This is a genomic window from Amycolatopsis sp. NPDC004079 (genome assembly GCF_040610415.1).
GTDB lineage: Bacteria > Actinomycetota > Actinomycetes > Mycobacteriales > Pseudonocardiaceae > Amycolatopsis > Amycolatopsis halotolerans.
This window is the reverse complement of sequence record NZ_JBEXMH010000002.1, coordinates 147,596-162,941: the sequence shown is the minus strand read 5'-3', so window position 1 is coordinate 162,941 and position 15,346 is coordinate 147,596. Positions and strand designations below refer to the sequence as shown.

At 70.5% G+C, this 15,346-nt stretch carries 13 protein-coding genes; 6 read left to right on the top strand and 7 right to left on the bottom strand.

From position 1 onward, the window contains the following. Positions 1–3 precede the first annotated feature (3 nt). Positions 4–705: a helix-turn-helix domain-containing protein gene (locus ABZX37_RS02805; RefSeq protein WP_354735316.1), complete on the bottom strand. Its 702-nt coding sequence runs from the start codon at positions 703–705 to the stop codon at positions 4–6. Between the two features lie 163 nt (positions 706–868). Here ABZX37_RS02805 and ABZX37_RS02800 point away from each other — a divergent pair, with 163 nt between their 5' ends. Both ABZX37_RS02800 and ABZX37_RS02795 read left to right on the top strand, forming a co-directional pair. Further along, the gene (locus tag ABZX37_RS02800) at positions 869–2,050 is read left to right on the top strand and encodes a cytochrome P450 (RefSeq protein WP_354735314.1); all 1,182 of its coding nucleotides are present in this window, start codon (positions 869–871) and stop codon (positions 2,048–2,050) included. A gap of 3 nt (positions 2,051–2,053) precedes the next feature. Next, entirely contained in the window at positions 2,054–2,866 is an 813-nt protein-coding gene (locus ABZX37_RS02795) for an oxidoreductase (RefSeq protein WP_354735312.1), read from the top strand. Positions 2,867–2,931: 65 nt separating this feature from the next. Here the strand turns inward: ABZX37_RS02795 and ABZX37_RS02790 are convergent, their stop codons facing one another. Next, positions 2,932–4,629 (bottom strand): CHAP domain-containing protein, encoded by a 1,698-nt coding sequence (locus ABZX37_RS02790; protein ID WP_354735310.1) that lies wholly within the window; start codon positions 4,627–4,629, stop codon positions 2,932–2,934. A gap of 179 nt (positions 4,630–4,808) precedes the next feature. Here ABZX37_RS02790 and ABZX37_RS02785 point away from each other — a divergent pair, with 179 nt between their 5' ends. After that, on the top strand, positions 4,809–7,721 hold the full coding sequence (locus tag ABZX37_RS02785; protein ID WP_354735309.1) for a BTAD domain-containing putative transcriptional regulator: 2,913 nt from the start codon (positions 4,809–4,811) through the stop codon (positions 7,719–7,721). Between the two features lie 40 nt (positions 7,722–7,761). On the opposite strand, the gene ABZX37_RS02780 is transcribed toward ABZX37_RS02785, so the two are convergent. From ABZX37_RS02780 to ABZX37_RS02760, 5 genes are all read right to left on the bottom strand, one after another. Continuing rightward, positions 7,762–8,076, bottom strand: a complete 315-nt coding sequence (locus tag ABZX37_RS02780; protein WP_354735307.1) for a transcriptional regulator — start codon at positions 8,074–8,076, stop codon at positions 7,762–7,764. Positions 8,077–8,079: 3 nt separating this feature from the next. After that, positions 8,080–8,550: a hypothetical protein gene (locus ABZX37_RS02775; protein ID WP_354735305.1), complete on the bottom strand. Its 471-nt coding sequence runs from the start codon at positions 8,548–8,550 to the stop codon at positions 8,080–8,082. A 165-nt stretch (positions 8,551–8,715) separates the two neighbouring features. Further along, the gene (locus tag ABZX37_RS02770) at positions 8,716–9,855 is read right to left on the bottom strand and encodes an alkaline phosphatase family protein (RefSeq protein ID WP_354735303.1); all 1,140 of its coding nucleotides are present in this window, start codon (positions 9,853–9,855) and stop codon (positions 8,716–8,718) included. A gap of 203 nt (positions 9,856–10,058) precedes the next feature. Beyond that, positions 10,059–10,730 (bottom strand): response regulator, encoded by a 672-nt coding sequence (locus ABZX37_RS02765; RefSeq protein ID WP_354735301.1) that lies wholly within the window; start codon positions 10,728–10,730, stop codon positions 10,059–10,061. After that, entirely contained in the window at positions 10,727–12,328 is a 1,602-nt protein-coding gene (locus tag ABZX37_RS02760) for a sensor histidine kinase (protein ID WP_354735299.1), read from the bottom strand. The genes ABZX37_RS02765 and ABZX37_RS02760 overlap by 4 nt, the downstream gene beginning before the upstream one ends. A 274-nt stretch (positions 12,329–12,602) precedes the next feature. Here ABZX37_RS02760 and ABZX37_RS02755 point away from each other — a divergent pair, with 274 nt between their 5' ends. From ABZX37_RS02755 to ABZX37_RS02745, 3 genes are read left to right on the top strand one after another with little or no spacing between them, the layout of a single operon-like run. After that, positions 12,603–13,403, top strand: coding sequence for an ABC transporter ATP-binding protein (locus ABZX37_RS02755; protein WP_354735625.1), 801 nt, complete (start codon positions 12,603–12,605; stop codon positions 13,401–13,403). Further along, entirely contained in the window at positions 13,400–14,266 is an 867-nt protein-coding gene (locus ABZX37_RS02750) for an ABC transporter permease (protein ID WP_354735297.1), read from the top strand. The genes ABZX37_RS02755 and ABZX37_RS02750 overlap by 4 nt, the downstream gene beginning before the upstream one ends. A gap of 35 nt (positions 14,267–14,301) precedes the next feature. After that, entirely contained in the window at positions 14,302–15,342 is a 1,041-nt protein-coding gene (locus ABZX37_RS02745; RefSeq protein ID WP_354735295.1) for an ABC transporter substrate-binding protein, read from the top strand. The last annotated feature ends 4 nt before the right edge of the window (positions 15,343–15,346 follow it).

The window sequence follows — 15,346 nt, the reverse complement described above, 5'->3', positions numbered from 1 at the left end:
AGGTCAAGACCGCGCGGTGCGCGAGACCTGCCGCCAATGCCCGGCGGCGTCGATCATGTCCTGCCGGATGTGCCGAAGCCAGTGGCTGGTCTCCAGAAGCCTCGCGCCGACCAGCGTGTCCCCGCCGAACAGTTCCGCTCCCTGGCGGGTGAAGTCGGTCCACTGGGCCATGCCTTCCATGCTGGCCAGCCAGGCCCGCTGCCACACGTGATCGTCGATCAAGTAGCGCTCGCGGCGGCCGTCCCGTTCGCGCCGCAGCAGGCCGCGTTCTTCCAGCCAGGCCACCGCTTTGGAGACCGACGCGGGGCTGACGCGCAGCCGGGCGGCGAGTTCGGTCGCGGTGCGGCTGCCCGATTCAGCGGTGAACAGGCAGATCAGGACCCGAGCCATCATCGAGGGCATTCCGGTCTGGGCGGCCATCCGCGCGAACCGGGTCTCGAAGTCGCCCCGCGTTCGCGGATCAGCCGCCGCCCGAACCGGCGGGGCCAGCGGTGCGGCGGGGACGCGGCGGCGCGCTCGTCGCCGGGCGGCCTGCTCCGCGCGGTCGGCGCGGTAGTCGTGCGCCCCGCCGTTGCGGGCGACCTCGCGGATCACCGTCGACTTCGGCCTGCCCAGCCGGCGGCCGATCTCGGCGTAGCTCAGTCCGTCCGCCAACCCGGCCGCGACGCGCTGTCGTTCCGGGTAGCTCAACCTGCCGCCTGACATCGTCCTCGCCCTCGAACCAGACCCGCCGCCGATGCGTTCAGCTGCAGGCTAGTGCATCGATAATGTGGCCTCTGCCTGCACAGATGCGAATGCTGAGTTTGCGAGTCCATGAAACATCGCCCTACCGTTTCCCGCAAGAGGTTCACCGGGAAGGGAGCTGGCGATGACCAGGACACTGCCGACCGAGCGTCCGGCCGGCCTGCCGTTCGACCCGCCGCGGGGGCTGGCCGAACTGCGCGAGAAGAGTCCGGTCAGCCGGTTGGACTACCCGGACGGCCACGCCGGATGGCTGGTGACCGGACACGCCCTGGCCCGCGAAGTGCTGGCCGACCGCCGGTTCAGCGCGCGAGCCGAACTGCGGCACCTGCCGATCCCCGGCGCCGCCGCGAGCGATCAGCCCGCGCCGCCGGGAATGTTCGGCAGCATGGACGCGCCCGGGCACACCCGCTACCGGCGGCTGCTCGCCGGCCAGTTCACCGTCCGCCGGATGCGCCGGCTGACCGAGCGGATCCGGGAGATCGCGGACGACTGCCTGAACGCCATGGCCGAACGCGGCAGCCCGGCCGACCTGGTCCCTGCCCTGGCGCAACCGCTGCCGGCGCGGACGATCTGCGAACTGCTCGGGGTTCCCTACGCCGATCGGGGCCGGTTCCAGCAGCACGCGCTCGCCCTCTTCCGGCTGGACAACACGCCCGAGGAGATCGGCGAAGCCTACGGCGCGGTGCTCGACGTCATCGGCGAATTGGTGGCTGCCAAACGAAAAGCCCCCGCGGACGACGTGCTCAGCGACCTGACCGGCAGCGATCTCACCGACACCGAACTGGTCAACATCGGCTTCTCCCTGCTGGCCGCGGGCCTGGACACCACCACGAACATGCTCGCACTGGGCCTCTTCGCGCTGCTCGAACACCCCGGCCAGCTCAAGCTGCTGCGCGACGAACCTGACCTGGCCGACAACGCGGTCGAGGAACTGCTGCGCTACCTGAGCATCATCCCGTTCACCGTGCGCACCGCCCTGGAAGACCTCGAACTCGGCGGCGAACAGGTGACCGCTGGCGAGTCGGTCACCGTCTCGGTGCCCGCGGCCAACCACGACCCCGCGCACTTTCCCGCCCCGGACAAACTCGACCTGCGCCGCAAATCGAGCGGGCACGTCGCCTTCGGCCACGGCATCCACCAATGCCTCGGCCAGCAACTCGCGCGCGTCCAGATGCGGGTGGCCCTGCCCGCCCTGCTGACCAGGTTTCCGTCGCTGCGCCTTGCCGTTCCCGCCGAAGACGTCGCCCTGCGCTCCGACATGCTCATCTACGGCGTCCACCATCTGCCCGTCGCCTGGGAGGCCTGAACCGTGCCGAAGGTTTGCTTGCTCACCGGGGCGTCAGCGGGAATCGGCCGCGCCACCGCTTGGGAGCTGCTGAAGGCGGGCTGCATCGTCTACGGAGCCGCGCGTCGTCTGTCCAAAATGGACGAACTTCGCGACGCGGGCGGACATCCTCTCGCCATGGACGCCCGAAGCGAGACCGATCTCGACCGCGTCGTCCGCACCGTCCTGGACGAACAGGGCCGGATCGACGTCCTGATCAACAACGCCGGGACGGTGCTGCACGGAGCCGCCGAAGACGTCCCGCTCGATGCGGCCCGGGATCAGTTCCAGGTCAACGTGTTCGCGCCCGCCCGGCTCGTCCAGCTGGTCCTGCCCGCGATGCGCGCGCAAGGGTCGGGGCGCATCGTGAACATCTCCTCGATCGGCGGGGAGATCAGCCTCCCGCTCGGCGCCTGGTACTACGCCTCCAAACACGCGCTCGAGGCCTACTCCGACACGCTGCGCATGGAGGTCCGGCCCTTCGGCATCGAGGTCGTGGTCATTCAGCCCGGCATCATCAAGACCGAATTCGAAGACCAAACCGCCGCGCAGCTAAGGCAGCACTCCGGCCACGGCCCGTACGGGGGAATGGCCGAGAAGATGGCGAGCCAAGCCGAAACCGGCCTCGCGGACGGCGCCGATCCCGCTGTCGTCGCCGAAACCATCCGGCAGGCGGTGGAAGCTGACCCGCCGGAGACCCGCTATGCCGTCGGCCTGCGCGCTGAGGAACTGTTGAAGCTCAACCGAACCCTGTCCGACCGGGATTTCGACGAACTGGTCACCCGCTCGATCCGGTAGCGGAGAACGCCTCGTGTCCTGCGGGGGAGCGCCCGCAGGACACGAGGACGTGTCAGCGAATGGGGTCAGCCGACGCCGAGCGCCCAGGGGTCGCCCTTCGCGGAGATCGACGAACCCCGGCCGGTCGCCAGCCACAGGCTGTTGTTGGCGTCCCGGCCCTTCCAAGCCACCTCGAACCCGCCGTTAGGCAGCGTGACGATCGACGGGCTGGCATCCGCGGCAACCCCCAACGCCCACGGATCGCCGTAGGAGGAGAAGTAGGTGCCAGCACCGGTGCCGAGCCACAGACTGTTGTTCGCATCGCGGCCCTGCCAAGCGACCTCCCAGCCGCCGTTGGCCAGCGGTGCCAGCGAGGGACTGGTACCCGGGGCGACACCCAACGCCCACGGGTCGCCCTTGGCGGTGATCGACGCACCTTGGCCGGATGCCAGCCAGAGGCTGTTGTTGGCGTCCCGGCCCTGCCACGCCACTTCGAACCCGCCGTTGGGCAGCGTGACGATCGACGGGCTGCTGTTAGCGGCAACGCCTAACGCCCAGGGATCGCCGTAGGAGGACAGAGCGACGCCGCTGCCGGTGCCGAGCCACAGGCTGTTGTTGGCATCGCGGCCTTGCCACGCCATCTCGAACCCGCCGTTGGCCAGCGGTGCCAGCGAGGGACTGGTACCCGGTGCGACGCCGAGAGACCACGGTGCGCCCTTGGCGGTGATCGACGCACCTTGGCCGGTCGCCAGCCAGAGGCTGTTGTTGGCGTCGCGGCCCTGCCACGCCACTTCCCACTGGTTGTTCGGGAGCGGGACGATGGAGGGGCTGGTGTTCGGGGCGACGCCGAGCGCCCACGGGTTGCCCTTGGCGGTGATGGAGTTGCCCTTGCCGGTGGCGATCCACAGGCTGTTGCCGGCATCGCGGCCTTGCCAGGCGGTGACCCAGCTGCCGTCCGGGAACGTCGCGATCGAGGGTTTGGTGTTCGCGGCGACGCCGAGCGCCCACGGATCGCCGTAGGCGGCCAGAGAGGTGCCGGAACCGGTGCCGATCCAGAGGCTGTTGTTCGCGTCGCGGCCCCGCCACGCGGTGGCGAAGCCGCCGTTGGTGTCGGCGGCGATCCCGGAGCCGCCCTGCGGCAACGTGCTCGGAGGCGGCGGCGGAGGCGTGGACGTGCCGCTGCTGACGTAGCCGAGCACCCACATCTCGTAACTCTTGCCGGGGAACAACTTGTCGTGCGGATTCCAGGGACCGCCGTTGCCCTCGTCGGCCTGGACCTTGCTGCTGGACCAGAAAGCGCTTCCGCTTCCGCTGCCGCCTTCGTCGCCGCCCACGTCGGACAACAGCCCGTTGCTGTAGCCGGTGACGACGGCGATGTGGGAACCGTCGGTCGGGTACCGGTCGTCGCCGAAGACGACCGCGTCACCGGGCTGCGGGACGTATCCGCTGCCGAGCGAGTGGTAGGCGGGGACGTTCGTCCAGCTGGGAACCGAGGCGGGCGCGCTGGCCGGAACGGGCACCCCGGCCTGCTGCCACACCCAGGAAACGAAGTCGCCGCACCAGAACTCGCCGCCGCCCGTGCAGCTGTTGTCGAAACCGGTGCCGCCGGCGCTGTTCGTGCTGCAGTACCCCTTGCCGAGGTTCGCGTTGGCGATGCCCACGATCTGACTGCCGGTCGCGGCCGAAGCGGGCGTGCTGACAGTGACCAGCGCGGCTCCGCCGAGAACCGCCCCGATCAGCCCGGCCAGGAGCCGGGATCTGAGGCGCTTGTGCGCGGAAAACATGACTATTCCCCCAAAACCGTCGGTAGTCCTCAGGCGCGCTGGTACGACTGGACGCCGCGCACCGCCCGCCTGCCGGTCTTCGGTGCCGGCGAGCGGGACGCTATGGACACGCTCCCGCCGGTCGTCCTAGATTTGTCCTAGCGGGATATCTGCCGGGGCGGCGGTGTTCTGGGGGGAACATGCGATTCGGCGTTTTGGGGCCCCTGCACGCCCGGATCGCCGGGCGCGAGGTCCGCTTCGACGGGCCGCGGCAGGCCAAGATGCTGGCCGCGCTTCTGCTCGACGCCAACAACCTCGTCGCCACGGGCAGGCTCGTCGCCGTGATGTGGGACGGGAAAGAACCCGCCACCGCGGTGCGCCAAGTCCAGGACGCGGTGTCCGGGCTGCGCCGCAACCTCGCCGGGTGCGGGGCGCCCGCCTCGTTGATCAGCACGCGACGCGGCGGCTACCAGATCCGCCTTGCCCCGGACCAGCTCGACGTGCTGGAGTTCGACCGCGAGCGCCGCCTCGCCGAACGGAGCACGGACCCGGCCGAGACCGCTGCCGCACTGCGGCGGGCGCTGGCCTGCTGGCGTGGCAACGCCTTGGCCGACATCTCCAGCCGGGTCCTGGAGTCGGAAGCGGCCCGGCTGAACGACCAGCGCGTGGCCGCGCACGCGCGCTGCCTGGGCATCGAGCTGGATCTGGGGCGGCATCGCGAGGTCGTCGAGGAGCTGCGGGTCCTGGCCCGCGAGCATCCCTACGACGAGCAGATCGCCGAACACTTGATGGTCGCCCTCTACCGGTGCCGTCGTCAGGGCGAGGCACTGCAGGCGTACGAACGGTTGCGCCGGACTCTGACCGGCGAACTCGGCGTCGACCCCACCCCGCCGATCCAGGCGTTGCGCCAGCGCGTCCTGACCGCCGATCCCGCGCTGGCGGCCCCGGCGAGCGGATCCTCCGCCGCACCAACGGAAACCCCCGAACCGGTCATGGCGCTGCCGGTGCGTCAACTGCCGCTGGACGTCCCCGATTTCGTCGGCCGGACCGAGACGCTCGCCGAACTCGCCCGGCTGCTCGAGGCACCGGAGCCGAACCGGGTCCCGGTGGCGGTCATCGCCGGCGGTCCCGGGGTCGGCAAATCCTGCCTGGCGACCCACGCCGCGCGATTGGCGAGCGCCGCTTTTCCCGACGGTCAGCTCTACCTCGACCTCGCCGCGACCTCGGACGAGCCGCAGGACCCGGCGCTGATGCTGGCCGAGGCGCTGCGCGCGCTCTCGATCACCGGCAGCGGGATCCCGGACGGGCTGCCCGCGCGGGCCGCGCTGTACCGGTCGTTGCTGGCGGGCCGCCGGATGCTGGTGGTGCTCGACGACGCGGGCCACGCCGATCAGGTGCTGCCGTTGCTGCCCGGGGCCGGCGGCTGCGCCGTGGTGATCACCAGCCGCACCTTGTTGACGCAGCTGCCCGGCGCGCGGCGCTTCGACCTCGACATGCTGAGCCCGCCGGAGGCACGGGAGCTGTTCACCGGCATCGTCGGGCAGCGGCGCGTCGACCGGGAACCCGAGGAGGCCGACGCGATCCTCGGCTGCTGCGGCAATCTGCCGCTGGCGATCCGGATCGCGGGCGCCAAGCTCGCCGGCCGCCCGGCCTGGACGCTGCGGGTGCTGCGGGAACGGCTCGAGGACGAGTCCCGGCGGCTGGCCGAGCTGAAGATCGGGGACCTGAGCGTGCGCGCCAGCGTCGGGCTGAGCCTGCGGCTGCTGCCTCCCGACGCGGTGCGCGCGCTGAGCCTGCTGGGCTTGCTCGGCGCCTGCACCCTGCCCGGCTGGGTGCTCGGCCCGCTGCTGGACCGTGCCGACGCGGACGAGGTGCTCGACCTCCTCGTGGACGCCAACCTGGTCCGGCTGACCGCCACCGACGCCGTCGGCCAGCCGCGTTACCGCCTGCACGACCTGATCCGGACCTGCGCCGTAGAGATCGCCGCCGAACTGCCCGCGGAGGAGAAACGGGACGCGATCGCCCGGGCGCTGGCGTCCTGGCTGGACCTCGCCGGACGGGCCGCCGCCCGGCTGCCCGCCGGGATTCTGCTCCCGGTGCCCGCTTCCGCGCCGCGCCGTCCGGTGCCCGGGGCGGTCGCGGACCGGCTTCTGGCCGACCCGGCCGGCTGGTTCGACGCGGAGCGCGACACCCTGCTCGCCGCGGTGAAGCTGGCCGCGGACTGGCGAATGGACGAGCCTGCCTGGGAATTGGCGGCCGCCGCGGTCACCTACTACGACCACCGGTGCCGGTATCAGGACTGGGAGCACGGGCACCGGCTGGCGCTGGACGCGGTCGTGGCCGCGGGCAATGCCCGGGGCGAATCGGTGCTGTTGCGCGGGTTGGCGCAGCTGCACATCTACCGCGACGAGTTCGACGCGGCGACCCGGGCCCTGGAGTCCTCGGCCGGGCTGTGCCAAGGCAGCGGGGACAAGCGCGGCGAGGCGTTGTCGATGACGATGCTGGGCACCGTCAGCCGCGTCCAGGGCCACTACGCCGAAGCCCTCGACCGGGTCGAGCAGGCGCACGCCATCGTGGTCGCCGAGGGAGACCCGCACCTCGAAGCACAGCTGTCCTGCTCGATCGGCGTGCTGCGGCTCGTGCGGGGCGACCTCGACGAGGCACAGTTCTGGTTCGACGCGGCGCTGCGCCAGGCCGAGGCGCTCGGCGACGGGCATCGGGTGGCTGTCGTGTTGCGCCGGTGCAGCCGACTGCACGACCAGCGCGGCGACCCGGACGAGGCGTTGCGCTGTCTGTGGCAGGCGCTGGCCACCTTCGAAGAACTGGCCGACGAACGGTGCGCCGCGTACACGCTGCTGGAAGTCGGCCGCGTCTATGCGGGCCAGCACGACCGGGACCGGGCGGGCCCGGCGCTGGAGCGCGCGGCGGAGGTGTTCCACCGGCACGGCGACCGGCAGGACGAGGCCGCGTGCTGGCAGCTGATCGGCGACCTCGACGACGCCGCCGGAAGCCCTGACCTGGCGCGCCAGCACCACGAGAGGGCGCTGCGGTTGTGGCGGACGATCGGAGGCGCGAACCAGGAGAACGGTCCGGTGCCGCCGTCGTCGCCGTGACCCGACCTGCGCTGGGCCTGCCCGAAAACGGGGCGCCGGGTCAGTCGCGGGGTTGCCGGGCGCCGTCCGAACGTGCTTGCACGGCAATGGTTTGGAGGGCGGCGAGGTGCCCGGCCAGGGTGTCGCGGCCGCTGTCGGTCAGGTTGAGCCACGTGCGCGGCCGCTTGCCGACGTAGCCCTTGCGGACGTCGACGTACTCGTTCCTGGAAAGCGTGGAGACCTGTTTGGACAGTGCGGAGTCGGACAGCTTCACCGCGTCGCGCACGAACCCGAACTCCGCCCATTCGGCGGCGGAGAGCAGCGCCACGATGGCCAGTCTCGTCGGGTCCAACAGGAGCTGGTCGAGCTCGGCCACCGTTCAGTCCTTGTCTCGCCGGCGAAGCAGCCACAGCTGGAACCTGGGGCCGAGGAAGATGATATAGAGCCCGGCCAGTGCGCCGTAGACGATCGTGCCGTGCGGGATGTGCAGCACGGGGACGGCGACGGCCGCGACGATCGCCAGGCCGATCACGGGCGCGACGCGCCAGACTGCGGGCGGCAACGCCCGGCTCGACACCGAGACCGGTCGCCCGAGCAGGCTGCCGCCGGTCCTGGTGCGCAGGAGGAATACCAGCAGCAAGGCGACGGCCAGCACGACAAAGGTCAGCCAGGGTCGCGTCCAGGGAATCAGGTCGGTGGCCACGGTGTAGCCGAACACGACGAGACCGGCCGCGACCGGAATCCACCTCGAGTCCAGCGCGGACGCGAGCACCCGGTCCCGGCTGTCCCGGGCCGTGCGCAGCGCCGCCGCCGCTTCTTCGGGCGTCGGCTTGTTCGTTGGTTCGCTCACTGCTGCCACTCCTTCGCGGCGCAACCTCTCAGGCAAGTACTTGCCTGAGGAGAAAGTACCTCTCGCTTTCCCCTGAGGCAAGTACTTGCCTGAGCGCTGAAGCCAGCGCTGGCCCTCGTGCGTCGCGAGCAGCCAGCGGCACGGCCGCGCCGGTCCGGTCAGTCCTCAGTGGACAGTCAACGGCACGTCGTTCGGCGGCGGCAGCGTGCCCCCGTCACGCAGCAGGATCGGCCCGACCGGAGCCGGTTTGGCGACCGGAGGCGGCGGCACCGGCGTCGGTGTCGGGGCGGGTTTCGGCGGCGCGGGCTGGGTGATCGCGGTGCCGTGCGCCGGGGGCGGCGGGTTCAGTTTCGCGCCGGGGGAGAGGTCGACGAGGTCGGCGAGCCCGTGGTCGCCGTCGACGCGCGGGACGCCCAGCTTCGGCAGCTTCAGCAGGTCGATGACGGTCTTCGGGATGCTCGGGTGCCAGGACCAGCGGTGGTCGATGCCGGGTTTGACCCGTCCGCCGAACATCAGCAGCGGCACGCGCGGGCCGTAGGCGAGCTGCACGCCGTCCGGGGTGATCTCGACGTTCGGCGTGGCCACGTGGTCGTCGAACCCGCCCCAGTCGTCCCAGGTCAGCAGGAAGACCGTCGAGTCCCAGAGCCCGGCCTTCACGATCGCGTCGACCACTTGCCACACGGTGTCCTCGCCCTTGCCGACATCCGCGGGCGGGTGCTCGTCGTAGGGCGAGTCGTGCCAGACCATCGAGAGCGCGGGCAGTGCGCCGGCCTGGGCGTCGGCGATGATCTGGGCCGAGCGCACGATATTGGGCGACCCCTTGAGCTGCTGGTAGAACTCGACCGGATACCCGCTGGTCCCGGTGTAGGCTTTCCAGCTCACGCCGTGGTCGGCGGCGAGCCCGGGCACGGACGGCAGGTCCCACACCGGGTCGGCCTGGCCGCGCGGCGGATTGCGCAGCGTGGGCGTCTGGCCGCCGACGATGAGCAGGTGGTTCGGCGTCGAGTTGGTGCCGTACCCGGCGCAGTGGTTCTCGACGAACGCGCCGCTCGCGGCGAGCCACGCGTAGAACGGCAGGTCGGCGACCGTGTCGAACTGGACGTGCGCGCCGGTGCTCTTCTTCGTGAGCCAGCGGTAGTAGGCCTTGCGGTCGTGCGGCTGGTCGGACTTCGGCGGGTTGGGGGAGACCGGCCAGCCGGTCGCGACGTTCGCGCCGAACGCGGCCATCGAGCGGAAGTAGTTGTCGGTGGTGTGGTTCTCCTGGACCAGGACGACGACGTGGTCGATCGGGCCGGTGGCGGCCATGGCGATCCCTTCGGTGCTCCGGCGGGCGGGCGGCCGGTGCTCCGGTCGCGCCGGTTCCGCTGAATGATCGCCCGCCTTCCGCGCCCCGGCCACCGGGAAACCCCGATGGGAGCAACCGGAATCCCTTGTCCTGACCGGGATATCGCCGATTGTGCGGAAGAGGCTGTTCGCCGGGTTCGCGCCGGGAGTCCGGGCCGCCCGGGTCAGTGCTCGGCGGCGACCGCGTACCGGTGCGTGGGGCGGCCCGCGCTCCCGTATTCCAGTTCGAGGCTGAGGAAACCGCGGCGGTGCAGCTCGCTCAGATGGCGTTGCGCCGTGGGACGGCTGATGCCCAGCGTGCTCGCGAGCGCTTCGGCGCCGAGCGGCTGCCCGGCCCTGCGGAGCGTGTCGAGCACTTTGCGCATGGTCGGGGGAAGCGGGTCCGTGCGCGGTGCGGGGCCGCGGAGCGCGGAATACAGACTGTCCACTGTGGCCTGATCGACGTCGCCGCTTCCGGACGCGCGTTCGCACCAGCTCCGGTACGCCGTCAACTGCTCGCGCAACTGCTCGAAACCGAACGGCTTGACCAGGTAGTAGGCGGCGCCGAGCTGGATCGCGGAACGGACCGTGCCGAGGTCGCGGGAAGCGGTGATGACGATGCACCCGGGCGGGGCGCCGGCGGAGCGCAGGTCGCGCAGCAGGGAGAGGCCGTCCTCGTCGGGCAGGTAGACGTCGAGCAGCAGCAGGTCCGGCCGGAGTTCCTCGACGCGGGCGCGGGCCTCCGCCGCGGTGTGGGCCTGGCCGACGGACGCGAAACCGGGCACGCGGTCGATGCTGGCGGCGTGGATCGCGGCGACGCGGTAGTCGTCGTCGATGACGAGAGTCCGGATCGTCATGCGTACTCCGCGGGTTCGAGCGCGGCGCGGGAACGGGAATTCGGGAGCAGCACGTCGAATCGTGCCCCCGCTGAGCCGTCCACAGTGATCGACCCGCCGGACCGGCGCACCAGCCGGTAGACGAGGGCGAGACCGAGGCCGCGCCGCATGCCGGGGCGAGGGGTTTTCGTGGAGTAGCCGTCGACGAAGATCTCGTGCAGCGTTTCCTCCGGGATGCCGGGACCGGTGTCGGAGACGACAATGCGGACGTCCGGGCCCAGGGTGTCGACGAGAACGCGCACCCGGCGTTCGCCCGGCTGCCCGGCCACGGCGTCGACGGCGTTGTCGATGAGGTTTCCGAGAACGGTGACGAGCGCGCCGGGGTCGGCGGTGCTGAGGTCGAGCCCGGAACCGGGATCGACCTCGAGGCGCACGTCGCGTTCGGCGGCGATGGCGACCTTGGCCGAAAGCAGCGCGGCGAGTTCGGGCGGGGAGAACCGGGCGCGCAGATCGGTCGCCTGCGCGGCGGGACCGTGCGCGATTTCGGTGAGGTAGCGGCCGGCTTCCTCCGCTTCGCCGAGACCCAGTAGTCCGGAAAGGACATGCAGCCGGTTGGCGAATTCGTGTTCCTGCGCGCGCAGAGCGGTCGTCAGGCCGGTGACGGCGTGGAGTTCGCGCACCAGGCCTTCCATCTCGGTGCGGTCGCGCAAGGTGATCACCGAACCGGCGTCCTGTCCGGAAAGGACGACCGGCATTTTGTTGACCACCAACAGGAATTCGTCGGTGAGGACGACCTCGTCGTCGGCGGCGGGAGCGGCGAGCAGGTCGCGGAGGCGGCCGGGCGGGACGAGTTCGCTGAGGTCGCGACCCCGGGCGGCGGAGGGGATGGACAGCAGGCGGCGGGCTTCGTCGTTGATCACCTCGACGCGGCCGTGCCGGTCGAGGCCCACCATGCCCTCGCGGATGCCGTGCAGCATCGCTTCCCGTTCCTGCAGCAGGGACGCGATCTCGGAGACTTCCAGTCCGAAGGTCGCGCGCTTGATCCGGTGGGAAAGCAGCAGGGACGCCGCCATCCCGATGGCCAGCGCCAGGCCGGAATAGAGGAGCACCCAGGGGATGTCGCTCACCAGCTCGCTCGTGACCTGTTCTTCGAGGATTCCCACCGACACCTGGCCCGTGATCCCGCCGCCGGGGCCGGAGATCGGCGCTTTGCCGTTGGCGGACCGGCCGAGACTGCCGTTGTCGATGCCGAGGTGGCCCTGTCCGTCGAGGGCCGCTACCGGTTCCTCGATGCGCTCGCCGACGAGCGCGGTGTTGGGATGGGAGTAGCGAAGCCCGGACCGGTCGGTGACCACGACGTACGACGCGCCCGTGGCCCGGCGGACCTGCTCGGCGGCGGCCTGGATGGCGTGGCCGGGATCGCGCCGCACGAGGGCGTCGCGGACGGACGGCATCTGCGCGACGGTGTTCGCGATCCCGAGAGCGCGCTGTCCGTACTGGGTGTCGAGGGTCTGTCCGGCGAGCTTCACGTAGAGCAAGGCCCCGGCCGAGACGGTGGCGAGCAAGATCCCGAGCACGGCGACGAGGATCTGCGAGGCGAGGGGACGTGACCGCCACATGACCGCTCCGCTCTGCCACTTGTCGTAGGGGCGTCCCGCATGACACCACGAGACCGCGCGGATGCCAAGAAACCGCGGCCGGTACGCCCGGATCGTCCGGTCCGGCGTGCACTTAACGAGCAGAAACCGAGAAAAGCGCACTGATCGCTGGTATCGCACGCAATATTCCGCCGCGCCGCGGCGCTTCTTAGCCTCCTCGAACGGAATCGGCCCCGATCGAGAGGACGCCACCGTGCACGCACCCAGATCCGGACCGCCCGGCGCCGCCATCGCCATGCGGGACGTCACCAAGCAGTTCGCCACCGAGGGCCCGGAGCCCTACACCGCGCTGCGCGACCTGGACCTCGAGGTGGCTCCCGGCGAGTTCTGCGCGGTCGTCGGACCCACCGGCTGCGGCAAGTCCACGACCCTGACCCTCGTCGCGGGCCTGGAGCAGCCGTCGGCCGGCTCGGTCCGGGTGCACGGCGCGGACGTCTCGGGCATCACGCCCGGGGTGGGGTTCATGTTCCAGACGGACGCGATCCTGCCCTGGAAAACGGTGCTGGACAACGTGTCCGCGGGCCCGAGGTTCCGCGGCGTCGCCAAGGGCGCGGCGGTTTCCGGCGCGCGGGACTGGATCCGCCGCGTCGGGCTGAGCGGGTTCGAGGACCGGTACCCGCACCAGCTGTCCGGCGGGATGCGCAAGCGGGTCGCGCTCGCGCAGAACCTCATCAACGAGCCGCGGATCCTGCTGATGGACGAGCCGTTCAGCGCGCTGGACGTGCAGACCCGGGCGAAGATGTCCGACGAACTGCTGTCGCTGTGGGAACTTACCCGTCCCGCCGTCATGTTCGTGACCCACGACCTCGAAGAGGCGATCGCGCTCGCGGACACCGTGGTCGTGCTGACCGCCGGGCCCGCGGCGACGGTCAAGGCCCGGTTCGCCATCGACCTGCCGCGCCCGCGGGTGGTGCAGGAAATCCGGTTCGAGCGCCGGTTCGTCGACCTGTACCAGCGGATCTGGGACGCCCTGCGCACCGAGGTCGACCTGGCTTACGCGCAGACCACCCGGATCAGCGGGGAGGCGGGAGCATGACGACCGAAGCGGACTCGCCCGCGAACCCCGCTGCGGGGGTGAAAGCGGCAGCCGCTCGCCGTTCGCGCCGCCGGACACACACCGTCCTGGTCCACACGGTCCAGGCGGCAGTGCTGGTGGTAATCCTGGGCGGCTGGCAACTGCTCGTGCAAGGAGACCAGCACGCGATCGTGCTGTACGGCCTTCCCTCGGGCATCTTCGACCGGCTGCGGTCGTGGGTCACCGAAGGCACCGCGCTCGGCTCGCTCGGCAGCCAGATCTGGACGACGATCGAAGAGGCGCTGATCGGGTTCGCCATCGGCACGGTGCTGGGCATCGTCTGCGGCATCGCGCTCGGCCGGATCCGGTTCCTGTCGGCGGTGTTCGGCCCGTTCATCAAGGTGCTCAACGCGATTCCGCGGATCGTGCTCGGCTCGGTCTTCGTGCTGGCGTTCGGCCTCGGCCTGGAATCGAAGATCCTCCTGGTGATCGTGCTGGTGTTCTTCGGGGTGTTCTTCAACGCCTTCCAGGGCACCCGCGAGGTCGACCGGACCTTCATCGCCAACGCCAGCATCCTCGGCGCGTCGCGGTGGCAGGTGACCCGGCAGGTCGTGCTGCCGTCGGCGTTCACCTGGATCATCGCGAGCCTGCACGTGAGCTTCGGCTTCGCGCTGATCGGCGCGATCGTCGGCGAATTCCTCGGCGGCTACGCGGGTCTCGGCGTGCTGATCAAGAACGCGCAGGGCACCTTCGACGCGAGCGGCGTCTGGGCGGCGATGGTGATCATGGGCGTCGTCGCGCTGATCGCCGAATGGCTGATCACCCGCCTCGAACGCCGGCTGCTGCGCTGGCGGCCGGCCCAGCTGTCCGGTCCGGACCTGTGACCCCCCGATTGTCCGTTCGAACAAAGGAGATCCCCGTGTCCGCGAAGAAATTGGCGGCCGTGCTCGCGGCGGCGCTGCTCGCCGTGGCCGGCTGCGCCTCGACCGCGAGCCAGAACGCCGCCACCAGCTCCACCGGCGGGACCGGCACCCCGGTGAGCATCATGGTCGGCGGCTTGAACAAGCAGATCTACCTGCCGTTCATGCTCGCCCAGCGGCTCGGCCTCTACCAGAAGCAAGGCCTGAACGTGACCCTGCAGGACGAGGGAGCCGGGGTCGACGCGACGACCAACATGGTCGCCGGAAAGGTCGACGGCGTCGGCGGTTTCTACGACCACACCATCGCCATGCAGGGCCTCGGCCAGTCGATGGAATCGGTGGTGTCGATGCTGACGACGCCGGGCGAAGTCGAACTGTGCCGCAACGAGGTGCGCGGCCAGATCCATTCGCCGGCCGACTGGTCCGGCCGCAACCTCGGAGTGACCGATCTCGGTTCCTCCACGGACTTCCTGACCCAGTACCTGGCGCAGAAGAACGGCGTCGACCCGACGAAAATCCACCGGGTGGGCGTGCAAGCCGGGGCCACCCTGATCGGCGCCCTGCAGCACGGCAACGTCGACTGCGCGATGACCACCGAGCCGACGGTCTCGACCGCCCTGGCCCAGGGCTCCGCCTTCGTCCTGCTGGACATGCGCACCGCGGCCGGTACGAAGCAACAGCTGGGCGGCCAATATCCGGCGACGTCGCTGTACATGACCACGAAGTACGTGGACAGCCACCCGCAGGTGGTGCAGAAGCTCGTCAACGCGTATGTCGAGGCCCTGAAATGGATCCAGGGCCACAACGGTGCGCAACTGGCCGACGTGATGCCTGCCGACTACTACGCCGGGTCCGGGAAAGACGCCTACGCCAAGGCATTCGACAACGAGAAGGGCATCTACAACCCGACGGGGATCATGCCGCCGGATGGGCCGAAGACCAATCTCACGGTTCTGCAGGCGTTCAATCCTGATGTCAAGGGCAAGCAGATCGATCTTGGGAAGACTTACACGGACAAGTTCGTGAGCGCCGCGCATTGATGCG

Excerpts from the sequence above, each read along its gene's own strand:
- ABZX37_RS02805 (WP_354735316.1), bottom strand. The coding sequence starts at position 705 with ATGTCAGGCGGCAGGTTGAGCTACCCGGAACGACAGCGCGTCGCGGCC.
- ABZX37_RS02800 (WP_354735314.1), top strand. The coding sequence starts at position 869 with ATGACCAGGACACTGCCGACCGAGCGTCCGGCCGGCCTGCCGTTCGAC.
- ABZX37_RS02790 (WP_354735310.1), bottom strand. The coding sequence starts at position 4,629 with ATGTTTTCCGCGCACAAGCGCCTCAGATCCCGGCTCCTGGCCGGGCTG.
- ABZX37_RS02785 (WP_354735309.1), top strand. The coding sequence starts at position 4,809 with ATGCGATTCGGCGTTTTGGGGCCCCTGCACGCCCGGATCGCCGGGCGC.
- ABZX37_RS02770 (WP_354735303.1), bottom strand. The coding sequence starts at position 9,855 with ATGGCCGCCACCGGCCCGATCGACCACGTCGTCGTCCTGGTCCAGGAG.
- ABZX37_RS02765 (WP_354735301.1), bottom strand. The coding sequence starts at position 10,730 with ATGACGATCCGGACTCTCGTCATCGACGACGACTACCGCGTCGCCGCG.
- ABZX37_RS02760 (WP_354735299.1), bottom strand. The coding sequence starts at position 12,328 with ATGTGGCGGTCACGTCCCCTCGCCTCGCAGATCCTCGTCGCCGTGCTC.
- ABZX37_RS02755 (WP_354735625.1), top strand. The coding sequence starts at position 12,603 with ATGCGGGACGTCACCAAGCAGTTCGCCACCGAGGGCCCGGAGCCCTAC.
- ABZX37_RS02750 (WP_354735297.1), top strand. The coding sequence starts at position 13,400 with ATGACGACCGAAGCGGACTCGCCCGCGAACCCCGCTGCGGGGGTGAAA.